Source organism: Bradyrhizobium sp. LCT2, assembly GCF_009931255.1.
GTDB lineage: Bacteria > Pseudomonadota > Alphaproteobacteria > Rhizobiales > Xanthobacteraceae > Bradyrhizobium > Bradyrhizobium diazoefficiens.
The window spans coordinates 7,463,655-7,485,723 of record NZ_CP034432.1 but is presented as its reverse complement, the minus strand read 5'-3'; the positions used below and the strand labels follow the sequence as shown (position 1 = coordinate 7,485,723).

23 protein-coding genes are annotated in these 22,069 nt (G+C 66.3%); 12 read left to right on the top strand and 11 right to left on the bottom strand.

Translation table 11 applies throughout. The features are described from left to right. The first annotated feature begins 32 nt into the window (after window positions 1-32). The 5 genes from EI171_RS35475 to EI171_RS35455 all read left to right on the top strand — a co-directional run bounded on the left by EI171_RS35475 (window position 33) and on the right by EI171_RS35455 (window position 6,280). A complete protein-coding gene (locus EI171_RS35475) occupies window positions 33-1,019 on the top strand; it encodes an MDR family oxidoreductase (protein WP_011085331.1) in 987 nt (328 codons plus the stop codon). Between the two features lie 113 nt (window positions 1,020-1,132). Then, window positions 1,133-1,732, top strand: a complete 600-nt coding sequence (locus tag EI171_RS35470; protein WP_011085332.1) for a hypothetical protein — start codon at window positions 1,133-1,135, stop codon at window positions 1,730-1,732. A 163-nt stretch (window positions 1,733-1,895) separates the two neighbouring features. Beyond that, window positions 1,896-2,129, top strand: coding sequence for a hypothetical protein (locus EI171_RS35465; protein WP_028175619.1), 234 nt, complete (start codon window positions 1,896-1,898; stop codon window positions 2,127-2,129). A gap of 232 nt (window positions 2,130-2,361) precedes the next feature. Beyond that, window positions 2,362-4,104 carry a methyl-accepting chemotaxis protein gene (locus tag EI171_RS35460; protein WP_028175620.1) on the top strand — a complete coding sequence of 581 codons (1,743 nt, stop codon included), beginning with the start codon at window positions 2,362-2,364 and terminating at the stop codon, window positions 4,102-4,104. Window positions 4,105-4,309: 205 nt separating this feature from the next. After that, window positions 4,310-6,280: a methyl-accepting chemotaxis protein gene (locus EI171_RS35455; RefSeq protein ID WP_161536062.1), complete on the top strand. Its 1,971-nt coding sequence runs from the start codon at window positions 4,310-4,312 to the stop codon at window positions 6,278-6,280. A 51-nt stretch (window positions 6,281-6,331) separates the two neighbouring features. Here the strand turns inward: EI171_RS35455 and EI171_RS35450 are convergent, their stop codons facing one another. Further along, window positions 6,332-6,580, bottom strand: a complete 249-nt coding sequence (locus EI171_RS35450) for a hypothetical protein (protein ID WP_161536061.1) — start codon at window positions 6,578-6,580, stop codon at window positions 6,332-6,334. Between EI171_RS35450 and EI171_RS35445 the strand changes: the two genes are divergently transcribed. Continuing rightward, window positions 6,555-8,243, top strand: coding sequence for a methyl-accepting chemotaxis protein (locus tag EI171_RS35445; protein ID WP_161536060.1), 1,689 nt, complete (start codon window positions 6,555-6,557; stop codon window positions 8,241-8,243). The genes EI171_RS35450 and EI171_RS35445 overlap by 26 nt on opposite strands. A gap of 3 nt (window positions 8,244-8,246) precedes the next feature. Here EI171_RS35445 and EI171_RS35440 read toward each other — a convergent pair whose 3' ends face one another. From EI171_RS35440 to EI171_RS35415, 6 genes are all read right to left on the bottom strand, one after another. Beyond that, entirely contained in the window at window positions 8,247-10,964 is a 2,718-nt protein-coding gene (locus EI171_RS35440; protein WP_161536059.1) for a DUF2339 domain-containing protein, read from the bottom strand. 50 nt (window positions 10,965-11,014) lie between these two features. After that, the gene (locus EI171_RS35435; protein ID WP_028175624.1) at window positions 11,015-11,983 is read right to left on the bottom strand and encodes an NAD regulator; all 969 of its coding nucleotides are present in this window, start codon (window positions 11,981-11,983) and stop codon (window positions 11,015-11,017) included. A gap of 19 nt (window positions 11,984-12,002) precedes the next feature. Continuing rightward, window positions 12,003-12,509 (bottom strand): tyrosine phosphatase family protein, encoded by a 507-nt coding sequence (locus EI171_RS35430; protein ID WP_011085338.1) that lies wholly within the window; start codon window positions 12,507-12,509, stop codon window positions 12,003-12,005. A 141-nt stretch (window positions 12,510-12,650) separates the two neighbouring features. Then, window positions 12,651-13,265 carry a YfbR-like 5'-deoxynucleotidase gene (locus tag EI171_RS35425; protein ID WP_161536058.1) on the bottom strand — a complete coding sequence of 205 codons (615 nt, stop codon included), beginning with the start codon at window positions 13,263-13,265 and terminating at the stop codon, window positions 12,651-12,653. Continuing rightward, window positions 13,262-13,888: a DNA-3-methyladenine glycosylase I gene (locus tag EI171_RS35420; protein ID WP_011085340.1), complete on the bottom strand. Its 627-nt coding sequence runs from the start codon at window positions 13,886-13,888 to the stop codon at window positions 13,262-13,264. Before EI171_RS35420 ends, EI171_RS35425 begins: the two co-directional genes overlap by 4 nt. After that, complete coding sequence (locus EI171_RS35415; protein ID WP_161536057.1) at window positions 13,885-14,766, bottom strand: folate-binding protein YgfZ; 882 nt, start codon at window positions 14,764-14,766, stop codon at window positions 13,885-13,887. The genes EI171_RS35420 and EI171_RS35415 overlap by 4 nt, the downstream gene beginning before the upstream one ends. 101 nt (window positions 14,767-14,867) lie before the next feature. Between EI171_RS35415 and EI171_RS35410 the strand changes: the two genes are divergently transcribed. The 5 genes from EI171_RS35410 (at window position 14,868) to EI171_RS35390 (ending at window position 18,996) form a co-directional block, all read left to right on the top strand. Beyond that, a complete protein-coding gene (locus EI171_RS35410) occupies window positions 14,868-16,202 on the top strand; it encodes a dihydroorotase (RefSeq protein ID WP_161536056.1) in 1,335 nt (444 codons plus the stop codon). 180 nt (window positions 16,203-16,382) lie between these two features. After that, on the top strand, window positions 16,383-17,252 hold the full coding sequence (locus tag EI171_RS35405) for a sulfurtransferase (protein ID WP_161536055.1): 870 nt from the start codon (window positions 16,383-16,385) through the stop codon (window positions 17,250-17,252). Window positions 17,253-17,333: 81 nt separating this feature from the next. Continuing rightward, window positions 17,334-18,038: an RNA polymerase sigma factor gene (locus EI171_RS35400; RefSeq protein WP_161536054.1), complete on the top strand. Its 705-nt coding sequence runs from the start codon at window positions 17,334-17,336 to the stop codon at window positions 18,036-18,038. A gap of 93 nt (window positions 18,039-18,131) precedes the next feature. After that, on the top strand, window positions 18,132-18,665 hold the full coding sequence (locus EI171_RS35395) for a DUF4142 domain-containing protein (RefSeq protein WP_060910880.1): 534 nt from the start codon (window positions 18,132-18,134) through the stop codon (window positions 18,663-18,665). Between the two features lie 10 nt (window positions 18,666-18,675). Further along, on the top strand, window positions 18,676-18,996 hold the full coding sequence (locus tag EI171_RS35390; protein WP_060910881.1) for a cupredoxin family copper-binding protein: 321 nt from the start codon (window positions 18,676-18,678) through the stop codon (window positions 18,994-18,996). Between the two features lie 196 nt (window positions 18,997-19,192). On the opposite strand, the gene EI171_RS35385 is transcribed toward EI171_RS35390, so the two are convergent. The 4 genes from EI171_RS35385 to EI171_RS35370 form a co-directional block, all read right to left on the bottom strand. Continuing rightward, window positions 19,193-19,459, bottom strand: coding sequence for a hypothetical protein (locus tag EI171_RS35385; RefSeq protein ID WP_008135624.1), 267 nt, complete (start codon window positions 19,457-19,459; stop codon window positions 19,193-19,195). Between the two features lie 185 nt (window positions 19,460-19,644). Continuing rightward, window positions 19,645-20,022: a TIGR02301 family protein gene (locus tag EI171_RS35380; protein ID WP_060910882.1), complete on the bottom strand. Its 378-nt coding sequence runs from the start codon at window positions 20,020-20,022 to the stop codon at window positions 19,645-19,647. Between the two features lie 208 nt (window positions 20,023-20,230). Then, complete coding sequence (locus EI171_RS35375; protein WP_028175632.1) at window positions 20,231-20,665, bottom strand: NUDIX hydrolase; 435 nt, start codon at window positions 20,663-20,665, stop codon at window positions 20,231-20,233. Between the two features lie 3 nt (window positions 20,666-20,668). Continuing rightward, window positions 20,669-21,169: a hypothetical protein gene (locus tag EI171_RS35370; protein WP_011085349.1), complete on the bottom strand. Its 501-nt coding sequence runs from the start codon at window positions 21,167-21,169 to the stop codon at window positions 20,669-20,671. Window positions 21,170-21,232: 63 nt separating this feature from the next. On the opposite strand from EI171_RS35370, the gene EI171_RS35365 reads away from it, so the two are divergent. Next, window positions 21,233-21,997: an SOS response-associated peptidase gene (locus tag EI171_RS35365; RefSeq protein ID WP_161536053.1), complete on the top strand. Its 765-nt coding sequence runs from the start codon at window positions 21,233-21,235 to the stop codon at window positions 21,995-21,997. Window positions 21,998-22,069 lie beyond the last annotated feature (72 nt).

Here is a 22,069-nt window from a genome sequence, read left to right as displayed (position 1 = left end):
CATCCCCGTCAAACAAGTCAGGGAGTTCAGCTGTGGCCACGTTCAAGGCGATCCGGATCGACAAGGCGGACAAGGGCACCACCGCGCAGCTTACGCAGTTCGACGAAGCCGAGCTGATGGAGGGCGACGTCACCGTCCGCGTGGAATGGTCGACGCTGAACTACAAGGATGGCCTCGCGCTCACCGGCAAGGCGCCGGTGGTGCGCCGCTTCCCGATGATCGCCGGCATCGACTTCGCCGGCACGGTCGAGCAATCCTCGCATCCGCAGTGGAAGGCGGGCGACAAGGTCGTCTGCACCGGCTGGGGCATGGGCGAGACCCATCTCGGCGCCTATGCCGAGAAGGCGCGGGTGAAAGGCGACTGGCTGGTCGCCCTGCCGCAGGGCCTGTCGGCGCGCGACGCCATGGCGATCGGCACTGCCGGCTTCACCGCAATGCTCTCGGTGCTGGCGCTGGAGAAGCACGGCCTGTCGCCGAAGAGTGGCCCCGTGGTGGTGACGGGCGCGGCCGGCGGCGTCGGCTCGGTCGCGACCGCCGTGCTGTCCAAGCTCGGCTATCACGTCATCGCCTCGACCGGCCGCACCTCGGAAGCCGATTACCTGAAGCACCTCGGCGCCGCCGAGATCATCGACCGCAACGAATTGTCGGCGCCGGCCAAGCCCCTCGCCAAGGAACGCTGGGCGGGTGGTGTCGACAGCGTCGGCTCGACCACGCTGGCCAACCTCCTGTCGATGACGAAGTACGGCGGCGCGATCGCGGCGTGCGGCCTTGCCGCCGGCATGGACCTGCCGTCTTCTGTCGCACCTTTCATTTTGCGCGGAGTGTGCCTTCTCGGCATCGATTCCGTGATGTGCCCGATCGAGCCCAGGAAGGCCGCATGGCAGCGTCTGGCGTCCGATCTGGACCGGTCTAAACTATCTGAAATTACTCACGAAATTCCGCTCGCCGAGGTTTCCGAATGGGGCGCGAAAATCCTGTCCGGCCAGGTCCGCGGCCGGATCGTGGTAAAAATTGTCTAACGGCGTTCAGACTTTACCAACCAAGCTGCTTCAATGTCGCCATGGTTAGTATGGTAAGCAGCGGGTAAAGAGATAAGGCATCGCCCGCTGCGGGGGTCGGTTCGGAGTTGAGCATGCTTGCGCGTATTGTGTTGGGGGCTGTCACGGCTGCGGCGACGATTGCGCCGGCCATTGCTGGAGGCATGAACGCCGACGAGGCACGTCGCTTCGTCGCCGGCAAGGTATTCGCCTTCACCTGTTTCGACGGCACCCGCGGCGCGGGCCGAATCCTGGATGACCTCGGCGCCGCCGGCGCGGTGCAGTTCTCGGGCGCGGGCCCGGTCCGCCATCTCCGCCTGCCCGGCAACACGCTCCAGATCCGTGGCCAGAACGTCTGCGCCTCGATCAAGGGCATTCCGTTCGAGCCCTGTTTCAACCTGGAAAAGACCGACGATCGCAGCTTCCGCGGCTCGGTGTCGGGCATGGGCTTCGCCTATTGCGACTTCCACCACCAGGGCGGCAACCAGATGCTGATGGCGCGCGCCGTCGCGCGGCCGCGCTCGCTGCGCTCTTCGGAGCACACGGGGTCGGTCGCTACGCCGAACACCGAGGTCGCCGCGCGCGTCGAGACCCCGCGTGTCGAGAGCAGCCGGCTCGAGCCGGTGAAATCGGAAAGCAAACCGGAGCCCGCGAAGAACGAAGGCCCGCTGGAGCTGCGCCGCTCGACCCAGTGAGCGGCTGCGCGGGACCGTCCGCGCACTTTCTCGTTGAAGACGTCCATCGAACACGAAGCCGCCGCGCCGTAGTCATACGGACGGCGGCTTTCATGCGTTGGTAGCTGTTCGCGTCCCAGTTTGCGTACGGCCGGGGGGCGCGGCCCGATAAAAGGGTTCAACGATGTCGCTGTACTTCTTCCGCATCAGTACCGGTCGCTATTCCGGCGCCGCCGATCAGCCGTATGAGTTCGAGGATCGCGCGGCCGCGTGGACCGAGATGACCGAGGTCTGCGCCAATCTGCTCGGCGGCATCTCGCGCACCCTGAAGCCGAATGCCGAGTGGTGCATGGAGCTGCTCGACGAGAACAAGAAGCCGGTGTTTCGCATCAGCCTCGTCGGGGAGACGGTGAACTGACACCGCCGCGAATGACGGCGCGGGCGTTAACGAACGCGAAGCATGCAAATCCGAGAAGCTTCATTTCGCCGCGCGTGAAACGTGTGGAAGTCCACAGATTTAAGCCGCGTTTTCCGTACTTCTACCTAAGACGCGAGGGCCCCGCTTAACGTTAATGAGTAACCTGCCGGTTAGCCTTCCCGGGATGTTCACGCGCTTCGTCGCGGCAATGCGTATCCCGGGGAAAAGTTCGATGATGGTCATTCAGAATCTGCGAATCGGCACCAAGCTCGCCATCACCTCCGCGCTGACAATCGGGCTCGTCGCGCTGATGATCTTCCTCCAGATGAGCGGCAGCACCGAGGTTCAGAGGCTCGGCAACGGAGTATCGGGACAGCAGACGATCGCGCAAAACGCCGCGGAAGCGAAGGCCTCGGTGCGAGGGATGCAAATCGGCATTCGCGACATCCTGACCTCGTCCTCGCCCGCCGAGATGCAGAAGGCGGTCACCTATTTCAACGACCGGCAGACGGCGGCCCTGAAATACTCCGGCGAAATGGCCAAGCTCTCGCGCTCGGCGGAAAATCGCAAGCGGATCGATCGCCTGACCGTGCTGATCGGCGAATTCGGCAAGGGTGAGCTGCAGATCGAAGCCATCCGCAAGCAGGAGCTTGCGCTCGATGGGAAGAAGGACGGCGAAGCGGCGGCGCAACTCGCAAAGCTCGTTGCCGAGGTCGATCGCATCCGCAAGGGGACGCTGGCGCCGATCAACGAAGAGATCTCCGAGCTGGCCAATCAGATCACCGACTTCGCCAAGCAGAGGAGCGTCGAGACGCGCACCGAGGCAGAGGCCGAAGCCGCGTCGGTTGCGCGGACGTCGCTCGTCACCGGCGTGCTGGTCGCGCTGGTTCTGATCGGTGCCTGCATCTTCTCCGTCTTCAGCATTGCGCGGCCGATGCGCGCACTCACGGCCGCGATGGAGAAGCTCGCCGGCGGCGACTTTTCCGTGGTGCTGCCAGGTCTCGGCCGCAAGGACGAGGTTGGCGAGGTCGCCGGCGCCGTCGAGAAATTCAAGATCGTGTCCGAGCAGAAGGCGCGCGAGGAAGCGGAGGCCAAAATGCGGCAGGATCAGATCGCGGCCGAGCAGCGCAAGGCCGAGATGCGCAGGCTCGCCGACAGCTTTGAAGGCGCCGTCGGCGAGATCGTCGGCACGGTGTCGTCGGCCTCGACCGAGCTCGAGGCATCCGCGACGACGCTGACCTCGACCGCCGAACGCACGCAGCAGCTCACCACCGTGGTTGCAGCAGCCTCGGAGGAAGCTTCCACCAACGTGCAGTCGGTGGCGTCCGCGACGGAGGAACTGTCGTCCTCGATCACCGAGATCAGCCGGCAGGTGCAGGAATCCGCGCGCGTGGCGAGCGAGGCCGTCGGCCAGGCCCGCACCACGACCGAGCGCGTCAGCGAGCTGTCCAAGGCGGCGACGCGGATCGGTGACGTCGTCGAGCTGATCAACACCATCGCGGGCCAGACCAACCTCCTGGCACTCAATGCCACGATCGAGGCGGCGCGCGCCGGTGAAGCCGGCCGCGGCTTCGCTGTCGTTGCCTCCGAGGTCAAGGCGCTCGCCGAGCAGACCGCGAAGGCGACGGGCGAGATTGGCCAGCAGATCGCCAGTATCCAGACCGCGACCGAGCATTCGGTCGGCGCGATCAGGGACATCAGCGACACCATCGAGAAGCTGTCGGAGATTTCCTCGACCATCGCAGCGGCCGTGGAGGAGCAGGGCGCGGCGACGCAGGAGATCTCCCGCAATGTGCAGCAGGCCGCGCAAGGCACACATCAGGTCTCGTCCAATATTACGGACGTGCAGCGTGGCGCGAGCGAGACCGGATCGGCCTCCTCGCAGGTGCTGTCCGCCGCGCAGATGCTGTCCGGCGACAGCAATCGCCTCAAGCTCGAGGTCGGCAGATTCCTGGAGACGGTGCGCGCCGCCTGAGCGCGGCCGTCCTCACCGATCGCCGACGGCTGCAACCGTCGCGCGAGGACGTGCGGTGGTTCGCATGCGTTCGCGGCTGGATGCGCGATCAGAAGAGCTGCACGGTTAACCTTCCGGAAAAGCGATGCAGGCATCATCTCCGCAATATTTCGCGCGCCCAGCCGCCCTCCCTGCATTGCGTATCAATCGTCTTGGAGCACATTCCATGAGTGGCCTTTCCATTCGCCTCACCCACAAGGTCATGGCGATCGGACTGTTCGGACTGTTGGGTCTCGTCGCGTTCGGCGCGATCTACGAGATCGGCAGCCTTTCCCAGGACGCATCGCGCGACATTGCCAATCGTGCCCGCGCGATCGCCGATCTCGACAAGCAGCTCTCGATCGAGATGCTGGAGGCACGCCGCAACGAGAAGAACTTCTTGCAGCGCCGGGCCGAGAGCTACGCCAAGGCGCATGCCGAGCTGATCGGGCCGATCAACCGCGATTTCGATGAGGTGCAGCGGCTGATGGCGGCGGGCGGCATGAGCGTGCTGTCCGACAAGATGAAGCAGGCCCAGGACGGCTTCAAGCGATACGCGTCGGACTTCGGCGCATTGGTGGCCGCCGAGACCAGGCTCGGTCTGAACGAGACGGTCGGCCTGTCCGGTTCGCTCCGCGCCGCGGTGCACGACATCGAGGCCAAGCTGAAGGAGATCGACGATCCCAGGACGACGACCTGGATGCTGATGATGCGCCGGCACGAGAAGGACTTCATGCTACGGCGCGACCCCAAGTACATCGCCGAGGTGAAGAAGGCCGCGGTTGAATTCTCCAAGGCGATAGAGGTCGTCGCAATTCCGACGGTGGCGATGAACGACATCATGGCCAAGCTCCAGAAATACCAGTCCGAGTTCACGGCCTGGGCCGAGACCGCGCAGCAGAGCGCGGCCCTTGACGCCAGCATGATGAAGACCTTCCGCGAGGTCGAGCCTGTCATGGCGGAGGTGCGGACCGCGGTCGATGCGATGTCCAGGCGGGCGGACGCCGCCGAAGCTGCCACGCGCGAGGCCGTGCGTCTTTGGATGGTCGTCGCCTTCGGCGTCACCGTCATCGTGCTTGCCGCCGTCGGCTTTTTGCTGGGACGCTCGATCTCGAAGGCACTCGGTGCGATGATCGGTGCGATGACCCGGCTTGCGCGCGGCGAGCTCTCGATTTCCGTTCCCGGCGTCGGCCGCAGGGACGAGATCGGCGAGATGGCCGGTGCGGTCGAGGTGTTCAGGACCAACATGGCGGAAGCCGAGCGGCTGCGCGCCGAACAGGCGGAAGCGGACGCGCGCGGGCGCGAACAGCGCAAGGCCGACATGCAGCGGCTCGCCGACAGGTTCGAAGGCGCGGTCGGCGAGATCATCGAGATCGTGTCGTCGGCGGCAACCGAGCTCGAGGCGTCTTCCAACACGCTGACGCAGGCCGCCGAGCGCGGCAACGGGCTTGCCACCGCCGTGGCGGCGGCCTCGGAAGAGGCGTCCGCCAACGTGCAGTCGGTGTCATCCGCGAGCGAGGAGATGACCTCCTCGATCTCCGAGATCAGCCGCCAGGTGCAGGAATCGGCGCGCGTCGCCGACGTCGCGGTCGGGCAGGCCCAGCGCACCAATGCGCGCGTCGCCGAATTGACCAAGGCGGCCTCCCGGATCGGCGACGTGGTGGAGCTGATCAACACCATCGCCGCCCAGACCAACCTGCTGGCGCTCAACGCGACGATCGAGGCGGCGCGGGCGGGCGAGGCCGGCAAGGGCTTTGCGGTGGTCGCAACCGAAGTGAAGGCGCTCGCCGAGCAGACCGCGAAGGCCACGGGCGAGATCGGCCAGCACATCGGTGCGATCCAGGCCGCGACGGACGACTCCGTCGGCGCGATCAAGGAGATCGGCGACACCATCGCGCGGATGTCGGAGATCTCGTCGACCATCGCGGCCGCGGTGGAGGAGCAGGGCGCCGCGACGCAGGAGATCTCCCGCAACATCCAGCATGCCGCGCACGGCACCTCCGAAGTCTCGGCGAATATCGCCGACGTCCAGCGCGGTGCCGGCGAGACTGGAGCCGCCTCGGCGCAGGTGCATTCGGCCGCGCATTCGCTGTCTCAGGAGAGCAACCGGCTGAAGAGCGAGGTCGCGCGCTTCCTGGAGTCGGTGCGGGCGGCGTGACGGCGTTCCGTTCGATGTTGTGCTGCGTCGACCGCATCGCAACACGAGATATCAGTGCTGCCGCAACAGATAGTTGCAGGGAAAATAACGACGACGCGGGCGGTCCCGTAATTTTACGTAGGTTCCTGTTAACGCCTGTTTGCGACTATTAGGCGCAATCTCACGGGATAAGAACCAGCCAGCATCGATGAATTGACTTCCGCCCTGTCGTCCGTCGCGACGATTGCGGCGCAGGTGATTCACGCGTTGCCGGGTATCATCGGGATTTGTCGTGATGTCGAAGTTGTCGATCGTCTTCAAGCTTCTGGCCGTGTTGTCGGTCCTCGTGCTGTCACTCGCCGGCGTCGGCGTGACCGCGATCGGCACCATGCAGAACATCAATGCGCATACGGTCGAGATCGCGGAGAGCTGGCTGCCGAGCGTGCGCGCGCTCGGTTCGCTTCGCGCCGACATCAATGAGCTGCGCGTCGCGCTCCGTCTGCATCTGATGCAGGACAGCGCGGAAGGCAAGGATGCGGCCGAGAAGCGCCTCGCCTCGCTGCAGGGGCGCATCGACCAGACGCGCAAGGTCTACGAGCCGCTGATCACGACCGCCGAGGAGCGCTCGCTCTACGGGCAATGGACCAAGGCGTGGGCCGAGTATCTGAACGGCGTGCAGGACGTGATGGCGCTGTCGCGCAAGAGCGTCGGTCGTTTCCCGACCGAGGCCAACGAGCTGTTGCAGACCAAGGTCGCCAAGATGGCCCAGGCGGCCGATCCGTTGCTCCAGAAGGGCATCGAGCTCAACAACCGGGGCGCCGAGCTGGAGACCAAGCAGGCGGCCGACAGCTACGCCATGATCTTCCGCGTGCTGGTCGGCATCATCGTGTTCTCGGTCGTGATTGCGATCGCCGCCGCCTATTATCTCGTGCGCGACGTTTCGCGTGGTATTGCCTCGATCATCCGTCCGATGCAGTCGCTCGGCGAGGGCGACCTTTCGGCCGAGGTGCCGCATCGCGGCGAGAAGACCGAGATCGGCTCGATGGCGGATGCGCTCCAGATCTTCAAGGAAGCGCTGATCGCCAAGAAGGCTGCCGACGAGGCCGCCGCCGCCGACGCCGAAGCCAAGATCGAGCGCGGCCGCCGTGTCGATGCCATTACCCGCAAGTTCGAAGCCATGATCGGCGAAGTCGTCGGCACCGTCTCCTCGGCCTCGACCGAGCTCGAGGCGTCGGCGTCGACGTTGACCAGCACCGCGCGGCGTGGGCAGGAGCTCGCGACCGTCGTGGCGGCAGCCTCCGAGGAAGCCTCCACCAACGTCCAGGCCGTGGCCTCCGCCTCGGAGGAGCTGTCGTCCTCGATCACCGAGATCAGCCGCCGCGTGCAGGATTCGGCGCGGATGGCGGCGGAAGCCGTCGAGCAGGCGGCGCGGACCAACGAGCGCGTCAACGCGCTGTCGCAGGCCGCCTCCCGCATCGGCGACGTCGTCGAGCTCATCAACACGATCGCAGGCCAGACCAATTTGCTGGCGCTGAACGCGACCATCGAGGCGGCGCGCGCCGGCGAGGCCGGCCGCGGCTTTGCGGTCGTCGCCTCCGAGGTCAAGGCATTGGCCGAGCAGACCGCGAAGGCGACCGGCGAGATCGGGGCCCAGGTTTCGGGGATCCAGGCGGCAACGCAGGAATCCGTCAGCGCCATCCAGGAGATCGGCGGCACCATCGAGCGGCTGTCCGAAGTGTCCGCGGCGATCGCCGCGGCCGTCGAGGAGCAGGGCGCCGCCACGCAGGAGATCTCGCGCAACGTCCAGCAGGCCTCGGTCGGCACGCAGGAGGTCTCGGCGAACATCACCGACGTGCAGCGCGGTGCGATCGAGACCGGCGAGGCCTCGACCGAAGTGCTGTCGGCGGCGAAATCGCTGGCGACCGACAGCACGCGCCTCAAGGTCGAGGTCGCGCAGTTCCTGGATTCGGTCCGCGCGGCCTGATCTTCAGCTTCCCGTCTGTGGAGCCGGCGGCGGAGCCTGCCGCCGGAACAGGATGCGCTGGTAGAGCCATCCGATCGCGACCAGCACGACGCCGAGGCACATGAACGACAGCGCGCGGTAAACGCCTGTCAGCGTCGACATGTCGATCACGAAGGCCTTCAGGATCGTCAGCGCGATGACGGCGGCGGACGCAAGCCGCGCGCGCTCCGAGTTGACGAGGATGCCGACGCCGAGCAGCACCACGCCGAAGGCGAGCCAGCCGATCGAGTAGGTGTATTGCTCGGCCCCCGTCGTCTCGCCGCTGGACAGGATCGGGCCGTGATAGAAGCGGCGGATCTCCAGCGTGACATAGGCGAGCGCGAACACGAGCGCGCCGCCAGCGATGGTGTTTGCATAGGCCTTGCCACGCTCGCCGACCACCGCATAGGACAGCAGCAGCATCAGCACCGCCGGCAGCGCGTAGCCGAGCAGCAGCAGGTTGAACACGGCGCCGCCGACGTCGATATGCCACAGCAGCGGGTTCTCCAGGATCAGTAGGCCGAACACGCTGATGAGCCCGCCGATGGCCGTGAGCACCACCGCGCCGACATTGTGCACGATACTGCGGCTGCGCAGCCTCAGCCGTTCCAGCCCGATCGCCATGGCGAACGCGACGCAGACTTGCAGCGCGCATTCGAGCAGCGACGGCGCAGACGTCATCTGGCCTCCAGTCGCAAAGTGCCGGATCTCCATGAAGGCGAGCAGCGCGGTGAACAGGATCGCGGCGGCTTCCACCACGCGCAGCGGCGCGTCGTCAGCGTGGCGGCGCAGGAAGATGCTCGCGCCCCAGAACGAGGCCGCCGGCAGGCCGTAGCCCCATAGCAGCCAATTGAAGATCGGCGTCGTGCCGACGGCATCGCCGACGATGCGCGGATCATAGACGATGCGCGCGGTGACGATCGCGGCGAAAATGGCCGCGAGCCGGCGCAGGACCGGGATCGGGCGCTGCAGCGAGATCCAGGCGGTGCCGAGCGACATCAGCGCCAGTGCAATCGTGAGCCAGCCCTTCTCGAGCGCGAAGGTCAGCGCCAGCGCCAGCGCGCCGAGCGTGCCGGTCGCGAACAGCGCGACGGAGGTCGCCGCCCCCGGCCGATCTTCGCGGCGCGCAAGCGCTTCGGTGGCGGCGCCAAAGGCGGCGGCAAGCAGCACCGCGAGGATCGCGAACGGGATCGAGCGATCCAGATGGGCAATGCGCGCATAAAGCGCAACGAGGATCGCAATTGGCGTGGCGACACCCGCCGCCGACCACACCACCGGAATGATCGCCGAGTTCGAGCGGCCCTGCGCGAAAAAGCCGGCCATGCCGAAGCCGGCGGCGAAGATCGCAGCCATCACCAGATGCAGCGTCACAGAGCTGTCGGTCGCGACCGGTCCGATGCCGGGCAAGGGGCCGCCGGGCAGCACCAGCATGTCGGGATTGGCGCGCACCGCCCACTCGGCGAACACGATGAAGACGGTCGCCGCGGCCGCGCCCAGCGCGCCGGTCGCTGCCGGCGCGCGCCAGGCGACGAACAGCGTCGCACCGACGAGAAGCGTGAAGGCGATCAGCGCCAGATCCGCATGCGCGCTCGACAGCACGATCAGCATCGCGCCGAACAGATAGGCGCCGAGCGAGCTCGACGACACCGGCTCGATTTCGCCGTCCTCGATGCTGGGCCCGAACATGAAGCCGCAGACGACGAGCAGCGCAGCCAGCACGAATCCCGCGATCGCATGGAAGGCGTGCGGCGCGACCTGCACGTCACTGGTGTCCAGACCCGGGAAGATCCAGAGCACAGCGAAGGCGATCGTGGTCACCGCAAGCCAGCGCCACAGCCGGATGCGGGCAAGGCCGAAGCTCGCGGCGGTGACGATGGCGAGATAGACGTAGAGCGCCCAATAGTCCGGCTTGCCGCTGGAGACGAGGAGCGGGGTCACGAACGCGCCGACCACGCCGAGGCCGGCGAGCGCGGGCCCGTGCAGCAGGGCGGCGGCAAGCGTGCCGAGTGCGACGAGGCCCAGCAGCACGAAGGCGGTCGCAGGCACGAGGAAGCCATAGAGCGCGTAGGCGGCATAGATGGTCGCGAACGCCACGGCCGTGCCGGCCGCGGTGAGGATCGCGGGAATATTGGCGATCGGCAGCGCCGCGATGTTGGAGATGCTCTCCTTGCGCCGCGACCATTCGCCGGCGCCGAGCAGCGCGGCTGCGAACAGGCCGCCGAGGAACACGCGCACGCCGGGGCCGACGAGGCCGGCCTCGATCGAATAGCGCACCATGAAGAAGCCGCCGAGCGCGAGCGCAAGGCCGCCGATCCACACCACCCAGCGCGTGCCGAGACGCTCCTCGAAGCCAGGCTCTCTAATATCAAGCGCCGGCGCCGGCGCCGGCAGCGGAGGCGGTGCATCGGCCCCAGTGCCCGCTTCGAGCGGTGGCGGCGCAGCCTCTTCGGTGACGAGCGGCGGCGGCGCCTCGGCCTCGGGCGCGAGCGGCGGTGGCTCGGCCGGAGTTGTCGCGGGCGCTTCAGCCTGCACCGGTGCGGGCATCAGCGGCGGCGGCTGCACCCGCCGTTGCGCGTAAACCATCTCTTCGAGCGAGCTCAGCCGGCGGCGCAGCTCGGCCGCCTGGTTGGAGGCCTTGATCGCGATCAGGAAGGCGATGATCGCAATGATCAGCGCAAAGACGTCAAACGGGCCGTCGAACATGAAGCCTCCAGGCAACCGGCGGGCAGGGGCCGATCGCGCAAATGTCGTATCTAGCGCCGGGAGCGCATGCGCAAGCCCGGCGCGGGCCGCTCCTGGAGCACGTCGCGGCGGAAGCGGTAGAGCGCCGCCGGCCGTCCGCCAGTCTGTGTCGACATCACGCCGGTCGGTTCGACCAGGGCTTCCGTTTCGACCAGGCGGCGGAAATTCTGCTTGTGCAGGTGCCGGCCGGAGATCGCCTCCACCGTATGCTGCAATTCGGTGAGTGTGAACTCGGCGGGCAAAAGTTCAAAGACCACAGGACGATACTTCAGTTTTGCGCGCAGCCGCGCGATCGCGGTGGCGAGGATCCGACGATGATCGAACCGCATGGAGGTGCCGAGTGCGGGAAGCGCCTTGCGTGCTAATGCCGCAGGTCGGCCGTCGCGCCGCGCCTCCTCGATCAGCCCGGCCTCATAGAGCAGCTCGTAGCGGTCGAGCACGCGCTCCTCGTCCCAGGGCGCGCCATCGAGGCCGAAATAGAACCGCACGCGGTCCCTGCGCGGCAATGCGCGCGTCGTCTCCGGCGTCTCCTGTTCCGCCCATGTCGTCAGCGCCGGGATGATGTCGCGGGCGATGATCGCCGGCGGCTCCTCGCGCCAGTCCTCCCAGGGGAGGAAGCGATACCACGGCTCGAAGCTCGCCCCGGTTGCTGCGAGTTCGCCGTCGACGGCGCGGGTGAGTGCGAGATATCCGATCGACACCATATGCGCGCCGGTGTCGCCGGCCTCCGCATGACGGCCGCGATCGCCGAACGTATAGAGCTGCTCGACATAGCCGAGCCGCAAGCCCGCCTGCTCCTCGACCCAGGCGCGCAGGCCGATCTCGAAGGTCCGATGGCTCAGCGCATCGAACGGGCCGAACGGCAGGCCCGCCAGGCCGTCGCTGCCGCGCGCGGTGAGGATCAGCGGTTCATGGTCTTCGATCGCGACGATCGCGGCGGTCAGGCCGATCTCGATCGGCGTCAGCAGCGTCTCGCTCATGCGGCTGACTTCGCTGCTGTCATTCGAGCTCGATCACGAAGGGGCGGCCCTCGACCATCATCGCGCCCGGGCCCATCTCGTCGAGCGCGCGCAGCATGCGGCCCTCGCGTCCCAGCGCGCGGTCGGCGAGGCCGACGATGCGCCGGTTCGGCGATGCGATCGGCGAGGCCGCGCGGATCTTCTTCGCGATCTCGATCTCGTCGCGATGCGGATTGAGGGCGCAGGCCGCGGCGAAGGCGCTCGCGGTGGAGCGGCTGATGCCGGCGTAGCAATGCACCACCAGCGGCGCGCTGCGTTCCCAGCGGCGCACGAAGTTCAGCACCTGGTCGATATGGGCCTCCGACGGCGCGACAAAACCGTCCATCTCCTCGGTGATGTCGTCCATCGACACCTTGAGATGGTTGGCCGGCAGCACCGACACCGGCCGCGCCACCTGCTCGACATTGGCCATCACGGTCAGCACGTGGCTGGCCCCGGTGAGGCGGACGGTTTCGGGAAGCGCGGCGAGGGAACAGACGTGGATCATGGCGGACCTTTTCGTTGATTATAGCCGCGGCTGTAGGGTGGGCAAAGGCGCATCGCGCTGTGCCCTCCATTTCGCAACTGCGCTCATCTCGCCTTGTTTGGTGGGCACGTTTCGCTTTGCCCACCCTACGAAGGGATGACGCTACGCAAACACCGCGCCAAACCGCTCCAGGAACTGCTTCTCGGCCCGCGCCGCCGTCCAGGGCGTGAGATAGTCGCGCCGGACGCTGTCGGGCAGGCCGGGATCCTTGCCGAACAGGCGCCTCGCCTCGGCATCGCTGAAGCCGGCAAGCTCGGTCGCTTCCAGATAAGCCGCGCCGCGATCGGCGGCCTTGATGGCCAGCGTGATCTCGTCGGGCAGCACCGGCGGCAGGCCGAAGCGGATGTGGATGGCGCCGAGCAGGCGCTTCTCGACCGCCTTGTAATGGCCGTCGAGCACGGCCTTGAACGGCGAGATCATGTCGCCGATCACGTATTCGGGCGCGTCGTGCAGCAGGGCTGCGAGCCGGACGCGCTGGTCCACGCGCGGCGTCTCGTGCCGCATCACGGTCTCCACCAGCAGCGTATGCTGCGCGACCGAGAAGATGTGTGCGCCTGTCGTCTGCCCGTTCCAGCGCGCCACGCGCGCCAGCCCATGCGCGATGTCGGCGATCTCGATGTCGAGCGGAGAGGGATCGAGCAGATCGAGCCGCCGGCCCGACAGCATGCGCTGCCAGGCGCGGGACTCCACGCCGCGTGCCGACTTCTTCGCGCTCATTTGACCTTGAGGCGCGGCTTGCGCTGCGTCTTGCCGCAGCTTGCGTGACAATGGCAGTCGACGAGATGGTCGTTGACCATGCCCGTCGCCTGCATGAAGGCATAGACGATGGTCGGGCCGACGAACTTGAAGCCGCGCGAGGACAGCTCCTTGGAGATCTGCACCGACAGCGGCGTCGAGGCCGGCACGCTCGCCGTGGTCTTGAAGTTGTTGACCTTGGGCCTTCCGTCCATGAAGTCCCACAGCAGCTTCGAGAAGCCCGGCCCCTTCTCCATGATATCCAGATAGGACTTCGCGCTCAGGATCGCGCCGTCGATCTTGGCGCGGTTGCGCACGATGCCGGCGTCGTTCATCAGCGCGTGCACCTTCTTGGCATTGTAGCGCGCGATCTTCTCCGGCTGGAAATCGTCGAAGGCCTTGCGGAAATTGTCGCGCTTGCGCAAAATCGTGATCCAGGACAGGCCGGCCTGGAAGCCATCGAGGATCAGCTTCTCGTACAGTGCGCGGTCGTCATATTCAGGCACGCCCCACTCGGTGTCGTGATAGGCGACATAGAGCGGATCTTCGCCGGGCCAGGGGCAGCGGGTCAGGCCGTCGGGATGCAGGCGAGGGGCGCGGCTCATGCGGTGGGCTGCTTGGCTGGAATGCGTACGACTTCAGGTTCGGCGAGCGTCAAGGCAAGTCCGCCGGCCGTGAGCGGCTGGCCGGCATCGAGCGCGTCGGCGACGCGGTCGATGCGCACCAGCGCGATGCCCTTGCCGTCGGCAGAAGAGCCAATGGTGCCGACCGGCTTGTCGCCGGCGAGAATGGCAGCACCAATCTCGGGCGAGGGTCCGTCGAGCAGCACCTTGACGCTGCGGGTGCGCGCGGTGCCGCGATGCTGCATGCGCGAGACGACCTCCTGGCCGACATAGCAACCCTTGTCGAAATCGACGCCGGCGAGGCGGTCCATATTGGTCTCGTGCGGGAACGCATCGCTGTACATGAAGTCGAGCCCGCCGCGCGGCACGCCAAGCGCGATGCGATGTGCCTCATAGGCGGCCGCGTCGACCAGCTCGGCGCCGATGAGGTCGGACAGCTTCTGCTTGAGATCCTCGGGGATCAGGATGCGGGTGCCGAGCCCGTCATGGCGCGGATCGGCGAAGGCAAGGTCCGGCTGGGCCGCGAGCGCGCCGTCCCAGGCGGCGAGCACGCCGAGATCGTCGGAGAGGTTTTCCACGGTGACCTTGGCGCGCAGCTTGTAGAATTTCAGCTTGGTCGCGAGGCCCTCGGCCAGCGCTTTGGGGCAGTCGATCAGGAACCCGCCGCCATGGCCGGCCGGCACCTCCGTGATCAGGAAATCGACGATGATCTTGCCCTGCGGCGTCAGCAGCGCGCCGAATCGCCCCAGGCCCGGCTTCAGCCTGTCGAGGTCGGTCGTGACGAGGCCGTTGAGGAAGTTGCGCGCATCCTCGCCCGCGACCTTGACCACGCCCCGGTCGGGAAGAAACGCTGATTTCATGAGAAAATCTCTTGCGACATGTTGCTCCGGAACGTAAGCCCGCAGCGCATAAACGACAAGACCTCGAGCCCTGCGCTTGGGGATGAGAGGGGCCTTCAGCCATGACCCAGCGTTTCGATGTGATCCTCAGGGGCGGCACTGTCGTCAACCAGGACGGCGAGGGCCTGCGCGACATCGGCATTGCGGGCGGCCGCATCGCCGAGATCGGCGCGCTGTCGCAAGCCTCCGCCGCCGAGGTGATCGACTGCAAGGGCCTGCACATCCTGCCCGGCGTGATGGACACGCAGGTGCATTTTCGCGAGCCCGGGCTGGAGCAGAAGGAAGACCTCGAGACCGGCTCGCGCAGCGCCGTGATGGGCGGCGTCACCGCCGTGTTCGAGATGCCGAACACGTCGCCCTTGACCGTGACCGAGGCCAGCTTCACCGACAAGGTGAAGCGCGCCCATCATCGTATGCACTGCGACTTCGCCTTCTTCATCGGCGGCACCCGCGAGAACGTGCAGGACCTGCCGGTGCTGGAGCGCGCGCCCGGCTGCGCGGGCGTCAAAGTGTTCATCGGCTCCTCGACCGGCGCGCTGCTGGTGGAGGACGACGAAAGCCTGCGCCGCATCTTCCAGGTGATCCGCCGCCGCGCCGCGTTCCACGCCGAGGACGAATACCGCCTCAACGAGCGCAAGCCGCTGCGCATCGAGGGCGATCCGCGCTCGCATCCGGTCTGGCGCGACGAGACCGCGGCGCTGATGGCGACGCAGCGCCTGGTCAAGCTCGCGCATGAGACGGGCAAGCGCATCCACGTGCTGCACATCTCAACCAAGGAAGAGATCGAGTTCTTGCGCGACCACAAGGACGTCGCATCCTGCGAGGCGACGCCGCATCATCTCACGCTGGTCGCGCCCGAATGCTACGAGCGGCTCGGCACGCTGGCGCAGATGAACCCGCCGGTGCGCGGGGCCGATCACCGCGCCGGCATCTGGCGCGGCATCGAGCAGGGCATCATCGACGTGCTCGGCTCCGATCACGCCCCGCATACGCTGGAAGAAAAGCAGAAGACCTATCCCGCTTCGCCCTCGGGCATGACCGGCGTGCAGACGCTGGTGCCGCTCATGCTCGATCACGTCAACGCCGGCCGCCTGTCGCTGGCGCGGTTTGTCGATCTCACCAGCGCCGGCCCCGCGCGCCTCTACAACATGGCCTGCAAGGGCCGCATCGCCGCTGGCTACGACGCCGACTTCACCATCGTCGACTTGAAGCGCAGCGAAACCATCACAAACAAATGGGTGGCGTCCAAGGCCGGTTGGACCCCTTACGACGGCGTCCGCGTCACGGGCTGGCCCGTCGGCACCTTCATCCGCGGCCGCCGCGTGATGTGGCAGGGCGAGCTGGTGACGCCATCGCAAGGCGAGCCGGTGCGGTTTCTGGAGACGCTGAAGGCGTAGGGCTTGGCGCGCCGCGGCACGGTGCGTGCCTCAGACTCGGTGTCGTCCTGGCGAAAGCCAGGACCCATAACCCCGACCGGATATTGTTGCGAAGACTGGTGGCCAGATCTGCCCGCAGCCATATAGTGCTGTGGTAATGGGTCCTGGCTTTCGCCAGGACGACGTTGGAGAGGTCATCGCATGCCCCAACCGGCACCCCTCATCTCCACCGAACAACTCGCCGCCATCCTCGGCGATCCCGCCTTACGCCTCTACGACTGCACGACCTATAACGAACCGGTGCCGCCAGGTAGCGACTTGCCGTATCGCGCGGTGCCCGGCGACAAGACCTTCGCGGCGGGCCACATCCCCGGCTCCGATTTCCTCGATCTTCAGGGCGAGTTCTCCGACGCCTCCGCGCAGCAGTTCTTCATGATGCCCGGTGTGGCCCAGCTCGAAGCTGCCTTCGGCCGCCACGGCCTCGATGCGTCCAAGACCATCGTGCTCTACAGCATCGGCACGATGATGTGGGCGACGCGGTTCTGGTGGATGCTGCGTGCGCTCGGCGTCGACGCGCGCGTGCTCGACGGCGGCTTCGACAAATGGAAGGAAGAGGGGCGGCCGATCGAGACGGGGGCGCCGAAGGGCTATCCGGCGACGACCTTCAAGGCCACACCGCGCGCGGGCTTCTTTGTCGACAAGAATGTCGTGAAGGCGCGGATCGGCGATCCCGCGACCGTGATCGTCAATGCGCTCGGACCGCAGTTTCATCGCGGCCTCGAGCCAAGCCGCTACGGCCGGCCCGGCCGCGTTCCCGGCAGCGTCAACGTTCCCGCCGCAACGCTCACCAATGCGGACAAGACGCTGACGAGCCTTGCGGATGCCGAAGCGAAATTCGCCGCCCAGGGCGTTACGCGTGACAAGAGCGTGATCTGTTATTGCGGCGGTGGCATCTCGGCGACGATCGACCTGTTGCTGCTGACGCAGCTCGGCTTCGACAAGCTGACGCTTTACGACGCCTCGATGGGCGAATGGGCGAGGGATCCGTCGCTGCCGATCGAGACCGACTAGGGGAAGGTAAGAAAGTTGGGAACCTTTCCCTTGGGCCGGCATCCAATGTCGGGAACCAATGGAGACAAGCAGGTGACCGCAATGCAACGGACCGCAGCCGGCCTGTCCGCCGGAGCCAAGACTTCAGAATTCAGGGCCTCGGAGGCCGAACTGGTCGATCGTGCGCGAGGCCGCGACGAGTCCGCGCTCCGCGAGATCATGCAGGCCAACAACCGCAGGCTCTACCGCCTCGCGCGCGGCATTCTGCGCAGCGACAGCGAAGCCGAGGATGTGGTGCAGGAAACCTATGTCCGCGCCTTTACCCATCTCGATGGCTTCCGAGGGGAATCCGGGTTGTCGACCTGGCTGTCGCGCATCGCCATCAACGAAGCGCTCGGGCGGGCGCGAAGTGCCAGGCCCCATGTCGAGCTCGGCTCGGTGCCCGAAGCCGCGCTCGAGGCGCAGATCATCAAATTTCCCGTCTCACCCGCAGGCGATCCGGAAAGGACCATGGCCCAACGTGAAATCCAGCGCGTCGTCGAACGCGCAATCGACGAGTTGCCGGATGTCTTCCGCATGGTCTTCGTCGCACGCGTCATGGAGGGCATGAACATCGAGGAGACCGCCGATCTGCTCGGCGTGAAGCCCGAAACCGTGAAGACGCGGTTGCACCGCGCCCGCACCATGCTGCGTGAGAACGTCGAGAAGGAGATCGGTCCGGTGATGATGGATGCGTTCCCCTTCGCGGGCTGGCGCTGCGAACGCCTGACCGTGGCGGTGCTGAAGCGGCTCGGCGTCGGCGGCTGAAGTTTTTCGGGAACGTTTGCGCGAAATTCCCATCCAACACCTGTGAAGCAACGCGCCGGCGGACCCCGTCCGGCAGCACAGGAGTGTCAAACCATGTTCATTCGACGGAGCGCGGCTGTTGCCGCAGCAATCTTGTTGTCGAGCCCCGCGCTGCTGCAAGGCGCCGGCGCAGCCGACAAGCCGACCGATCCGCAGATCGCCCATATCGCCTATACCGCTGGCGTGATCGACATCAACGCCGCCAAGCAGGCGCAGAAAAAGGCGCAGAACAAGGACGTCAAGGCGTTTGCCGAGGACATGCTGCGCGACCACGAGGCCGTCAACAAGCAGGCGCTCGCGCTGGTCAAGAAGCTGAACGTCACGCCCGAGGACAATGACACCAGCAAGGCGCTGTCGAAGCAGGCGAGTGACAAGCTGGCTGAGTTCGACAAGCTGAGCGGCGCGGCCTTCGACAAGGCCTATGTCGCCAACGAGGTCGCCTACCACAAGGCGGTCAATGGTGCGCTGGAGACCCAGCTGATTCCGTCGGCGAACAATGCCGAGCTGAAGAGCCTGTTGCAGACCGGCCTGAAGATATTCCAGGGCCATCAGCAGCACGCCGAGCACGTCGCGGCCGAGCTGAAATAGGGAGCGTGGGATGAAGCCGGGACGCCTCGCTTCGATCGCGCTTGCGATCATCTTCCTGCCGATGGCCGTCCCGGCGCACGCGGCGACCATCGAGATCACGATGGAGAACCTCGTGATCTCACCGACTGAGGTGTCGGCGAAGGTCGGGGACACCATCAGGTGGGTCAACAAGGACGTCTTCGCCCACACCGCCACCGCGAAGAACGGCGATTTCGACGTGACGTTGCAGCCCGAGAAATCGGCGGCGTTCGTTCTGAAGAAGGCGGGAGCGGTCGACTATTACTGCCGCTATCATCCCAACATGAAAGCGACGCTCAAGGTCGAGCCGTGAGGGAGCAGGGAGTGCATTCCCAATCGTGGCGGGAATATCTCCCGGTCATCGCGAGACTAATGCTTGTCCGGGGGAGCCGGCTTCCGTGCGATAAACGCAGCAGACTTCGCGAACCTGTTCACCAGATCCCGTTCGCCAAGTCATTCATCCGTAGACTGGCCCCGCCCGCGTGGCGGGGTCATTTTCGAAAAGGCGTTTACTGCCGGGAGATGTCGACGGAGAATTCGCCGTTGCGGATCCGGCCGGGAAAGCCCTCGACGAACTTCGCTACCGCGTCCTCGCCATAGGTGCCGACGAGCTCGGCAAAGGCCGCAAACAGGCTCGCCTGCGCCAGGCAGTCGCCGTCGACGCCGTCATGGCGCGCCTCGGCCCAGGCCTCGTTGAGATAGCTCAGTGCGGCCTGTTTCTGCTCGTGGTCGGGCAGCGGCGCGCGGGCGGGGGCGTAGGAAATCGGCTGGCTCATGAAACTCGATCAGGGCTGGGGCGCGATCCACGGCGATGCGCTGTGCGAGTGGTGTAGCACGCGTATTAACGCCCGCTAGGCCACATCTTTAAGAACGGTTAATGGCTGTGAACAAAGACGATGACAGGGTTCCCGTCGCCGTCATTCCGGGCTCGCGCTACGCGCGCCCCGGAATGACGGCGAGATCAGTTCGCGTAGCGCGCCGTGAGATCGCGCGAGATCTTCGAGCCTTCCTCGATGTAGCGGCGGATCGCGACGGTGGCGGCCGGCGTGCAGCTCCGGTAGGTCTGCTGGAAGCCGTTATAGCCGCGGTTGAAGCCGGCGATCATGCGGGTGCGGCGCTCTCCGGAGGGGGTTTCGGCATCGATCAGCGCCTGCATCTCGCTGCGCCATTTGTTGCCCTCGTTGGACCCGCAAATGCCGCGCAGATAGTGCAGGCCGCCGAGGATCTCCGCCAGCCGCTGCAAATCGGCGTCAAACGGCGCCGCCACGTCCTGGCCCCGGGCGGGCGCGCAGGCGCAGGTCAGAATCAGGGCAAAAATGGCCAGAAATCGCGTCGACATCGGCGGGGTGTATGCCCCCTCAGGGCGGCGGGCGCAAGGCAACGTTAGGGGCGCAGCGAACGTGCGCTCCCTCTCCCGCTTGCGGGGGAGGGGTGGGGAGGGGGTGTCTCCGCGGGCGATAATCCCCAAGAGGAGAGATCCCTCACCCGTCGCTTCGCTCCGACCTCTCCCGCAAGCGGGAGAGGTGCAGCGGCGTTTGCCGCGCCGACTATGTCCCGATCAACCGGTGGGCGGATTGAATGACCTCCTCCAGCCCCCCGGTCAGCTTGAGGTCGCCGAGGCTCGCCAGGGCATCGGGGGCGATCCAGCGGTAGTCGTCGAGCTCGTCGTTCAAAACCGGCTCCCGGGCCGCCCAGCGGGCGGCAAAGGACATGATCAGGTAGTGGCCGGCGCCGGCCGTGGCCGGCAGCACCTCGCGCCAGCCGGCAAGGCCAATGATCTCGATGGCGAGCCCGGTCTCCTCGTTCACCTCGCGCACCAGGGCCTGGTGCAGCGATTCGCCGAACTCGACCCGGCCGCCGGGCAGCGAATAGAACCCCTTGGCGGGCGAGCGGGCGCGGCGGGTCAGAAGCACCTTGCCATCACGAAAAATCGCGGCGCTGACCGCAATCTGGGGATGGGTGGGCTGGACGACCGCAGACACGGCTCAGTTTGCCATGATGGTGTCGACGTCGGCTTCCGCCCCGCCATTGATGATGCCGCCGCAGGCAGCGATCAGCGGCTTGACCCAGAGGGTGGCCTGCTCGGCCAGGCGGACGCGGGTGGTGTCCTTCTCGACCTCGCGCATGGCCGAGCCGACCGCGGTCAGGATCGAGGTCATCGTGTCGGTGAGGTGGTCGAACTGGGCGCGCACGTTGGGATCGGCCTTCTCATAGGCTTCGATGGCGAGGTCGCGTGCCTTGAAGTTCGACGCCGTGAAATGCTCGGCATAGGACAGCGGCGACCAGGTCAGAAAGTCTTCGGCGCATTCCGGCATGTCAGGGACCATTTCGAGCAGCATCACCGCTTCATTGAAATGGTTGAGATAGTCGGTGGCAAGCCCGGTCCGCGGGTTGATGTTGGCCACGCGCAGCCGTTCGGCCCAGGCCGCTGCCTCGGGGCCCGTCTGTACATGCGTCCGCGCGGGTTGGGAGGCCATTGAGCTCATTCGCCGCAGTGTTAACGTTCGGGGTTAAAAGGACCTGAACGGACCCTATATAGACGCCCAAGGATGTGTGGACGCTTCGTCATAACTTCGGCCCCCGCGGCTTTGCGGCAACTGTTCGGCTATGTCGAGCAGCCGAATTTCCCGCCCCGGTACAATGTCGCCCCGACGCAACCGATTCCGGTCGTGCTGGTCGAGAACGGCGCGCGCCATTTCCGCCTGATGCGCTGGGGTCTGCTGCCGGGCTGGGTCAAGGATCCCAAAGGCTTTACGCTCCTGATCAACGCCCGCTCGGAGACGGTGCTGGAGAAGCCCGCCTTCAAACGCGCGATTCGCCGGCGGCGCGGCCTGATCCCGGCCGACGGGTACTACGAATGGAAGGCGGTGGATGGCCGCAAGCAGCCGTTCTTCATCCATCGGGCCGACGGCGCGCCGCTCGGCTTTGCCGCGGTGTTCGAGACCTGGGCCGGGCCGAACGGCGAGGAGCTCGACACGGTCGCGATCGTCACCGCGGCGGCCAGCAAGGATCTCGCCGCGCTGCATGACCGCGTGCCCGTCACCATCAGCCCGCGCGATTTCGAGCGCTGGCTCGATATCCGTGGCGACGAGGTCGATGCGATCCTGCCGCTGATGGCCGCCCCGCGCATCGGCGAATTCGCCTGGCACCCGGTTTCCACCCGCGTCAATCGCGTCGCCAATGACGACGAGCAACTGCTCTTGCCGATCAGCGCGGAGGAGATGGAGGCGGAGCTGGAGGCGTCGAAGCCGAAGAGGGGCGCGCGGAAGGCGGCGGCCGCGTCATCCGATGACGGGCAGGGGTCGTTGTTTTAGCCAAGCTGGCGCCATTCACTCCGTTGTCGTCCCGGATTTGCGCTGACGCTTGTCCGGGACGACAGCGGAGTT

Coding starts and splice junctions, on each gene's coding strand:
- EI171_RS35440 (WP_161536059.1), bottom strand. CDS start 10,964: ATGTTCGACGGCCCGTTTGACGTCTTTGCGCTGATCATTGCGATCATC.
- EI171_RS35365 (WP_161536053.1), top strand. CDS start 21,233: ATGTGTGGACGCTTCGTCATAACTTCGGCCCCCGCGGCTTTGCGGCAA.
- EI171_RS35385 (WP_008135624.1), bottom strand. CDS start 19,459: ATGAGCCAGCCGATTTCCTACGCCCCCGCCCGCGCGCCGCTGCCCGAC.
- EI171_RS35405 (WP_161536055.1), top strand. CDS start 16,383: ATGCCCCAACCGGCACCCCTCATCTCCACCGAACAACTCGCCGCCATC.
- EI171_RS35435 (WP_028175624.1), bottom strand. CDS start 11,983: ATGAGCGAGACGCTGCTGACGCCGATCGAGATCGGCCTGACCGCCGCG.
- EI171_RS35425 (WP_161536058.1), bottom strand. CDS start 13,265: ATGAGCGCGAAGAAGTCGGCACGCGGCGTGGAGTCCCGCGCCTGGCAG.
- EI171_RS35460 (WP_028175620.1), top strand. CDS start 2,362: ATGATGGTCATTCAGAATCTGCGAATCGGCACCAAGCTCGCCATCACC.
- EI171_RS35390 (WP_060910881.1), top strand. CDS start 18,676: ATGAAGCCGGGACGCCTCGCTTCGATCGCGCTTGCGATCATCTTCCTG.
- EI171_RS35410 (WP_161536056.1), top strand. CDS start 14,868: ATGACCCAGCGTTTCGATGTGATCCTCAGGGGCGGCACTGTCGTCAAC.
- EI171_RS35455 (WP_161536062.1), top strand. CDS start 4,310: ATGAGTGGCCTTTCCATTCGCCTCACCCACAAGGTCATGGCGATCGGA.
- EI171_RS35445 (WP_161536060.1), top strand. CDS start 6,555: ATGTCGAAGTTGTCGATCGTCTTCAAGCTTCTGGCCGTGTTGTCGGTC.
- EI171_RS35370 (WP_011085349.1), bottom strand. CDS start 21,169: ATGAGCTCAATGGCCTCCCAACCCGCGCGGACGCATGTACAGACGGGC.
- EI171_RS35415 (WP_161536057.1), bottom strand. CDS start 14,766: ATGAAATCAGCGTTTCTTCCCGACCGGGGCGTGGTCAAGGTCGCGGGC.
- EI171_RS35420 (WP_011085340.1), bottom strand. CDS start 13,888: ATGAGCCGCGCCCCTCGCCTGCATCCCGACGGCCTGACCCGCTGCCCC.
- EI171_RS35395 (WP_060910880.1), top strand. CDS start 18,132: ATGTTCATTCGACGGAGCGCGGCTGTTGCCGCAGCAATCTTGTTGTCG.
- EI171_RS35470 (WP_011085332.1), top strand. CDS start 1,133: ATGCTTGCGCGTATTGTGTTGGGGGCTGTCACGGCTGCGGCGACGATT.
- EI171_RS35400 (WP_161536054.1), top strand. CDS start 17,334: ATGCAACGGACCGCAGCCGGCCTGTCCGCCGGAGCCAAGACTTCAGAA.
- EI171_RS35465 (WP_028175619.1), top strand. CDS start 1,896: ATGTCGCTGTACTTCTTCCGCATCAGTACCGGTCGCTATTCCGGCGCC.
- EI171_RS35430 (WP_011085338.1), bottom strand. CDS start 12,509: ATGATCCACGTCTGTTCCCTCGCCGCGCTTCCCGAAACCGTCCGCCTC.
- EI171_RS35380 (WP_060910882.1), bottom strand. CDS start 20,022: ATGTCGACGCGATTTCTGGCCATTTTTGCCCTGATTCTGACCTGCGCC.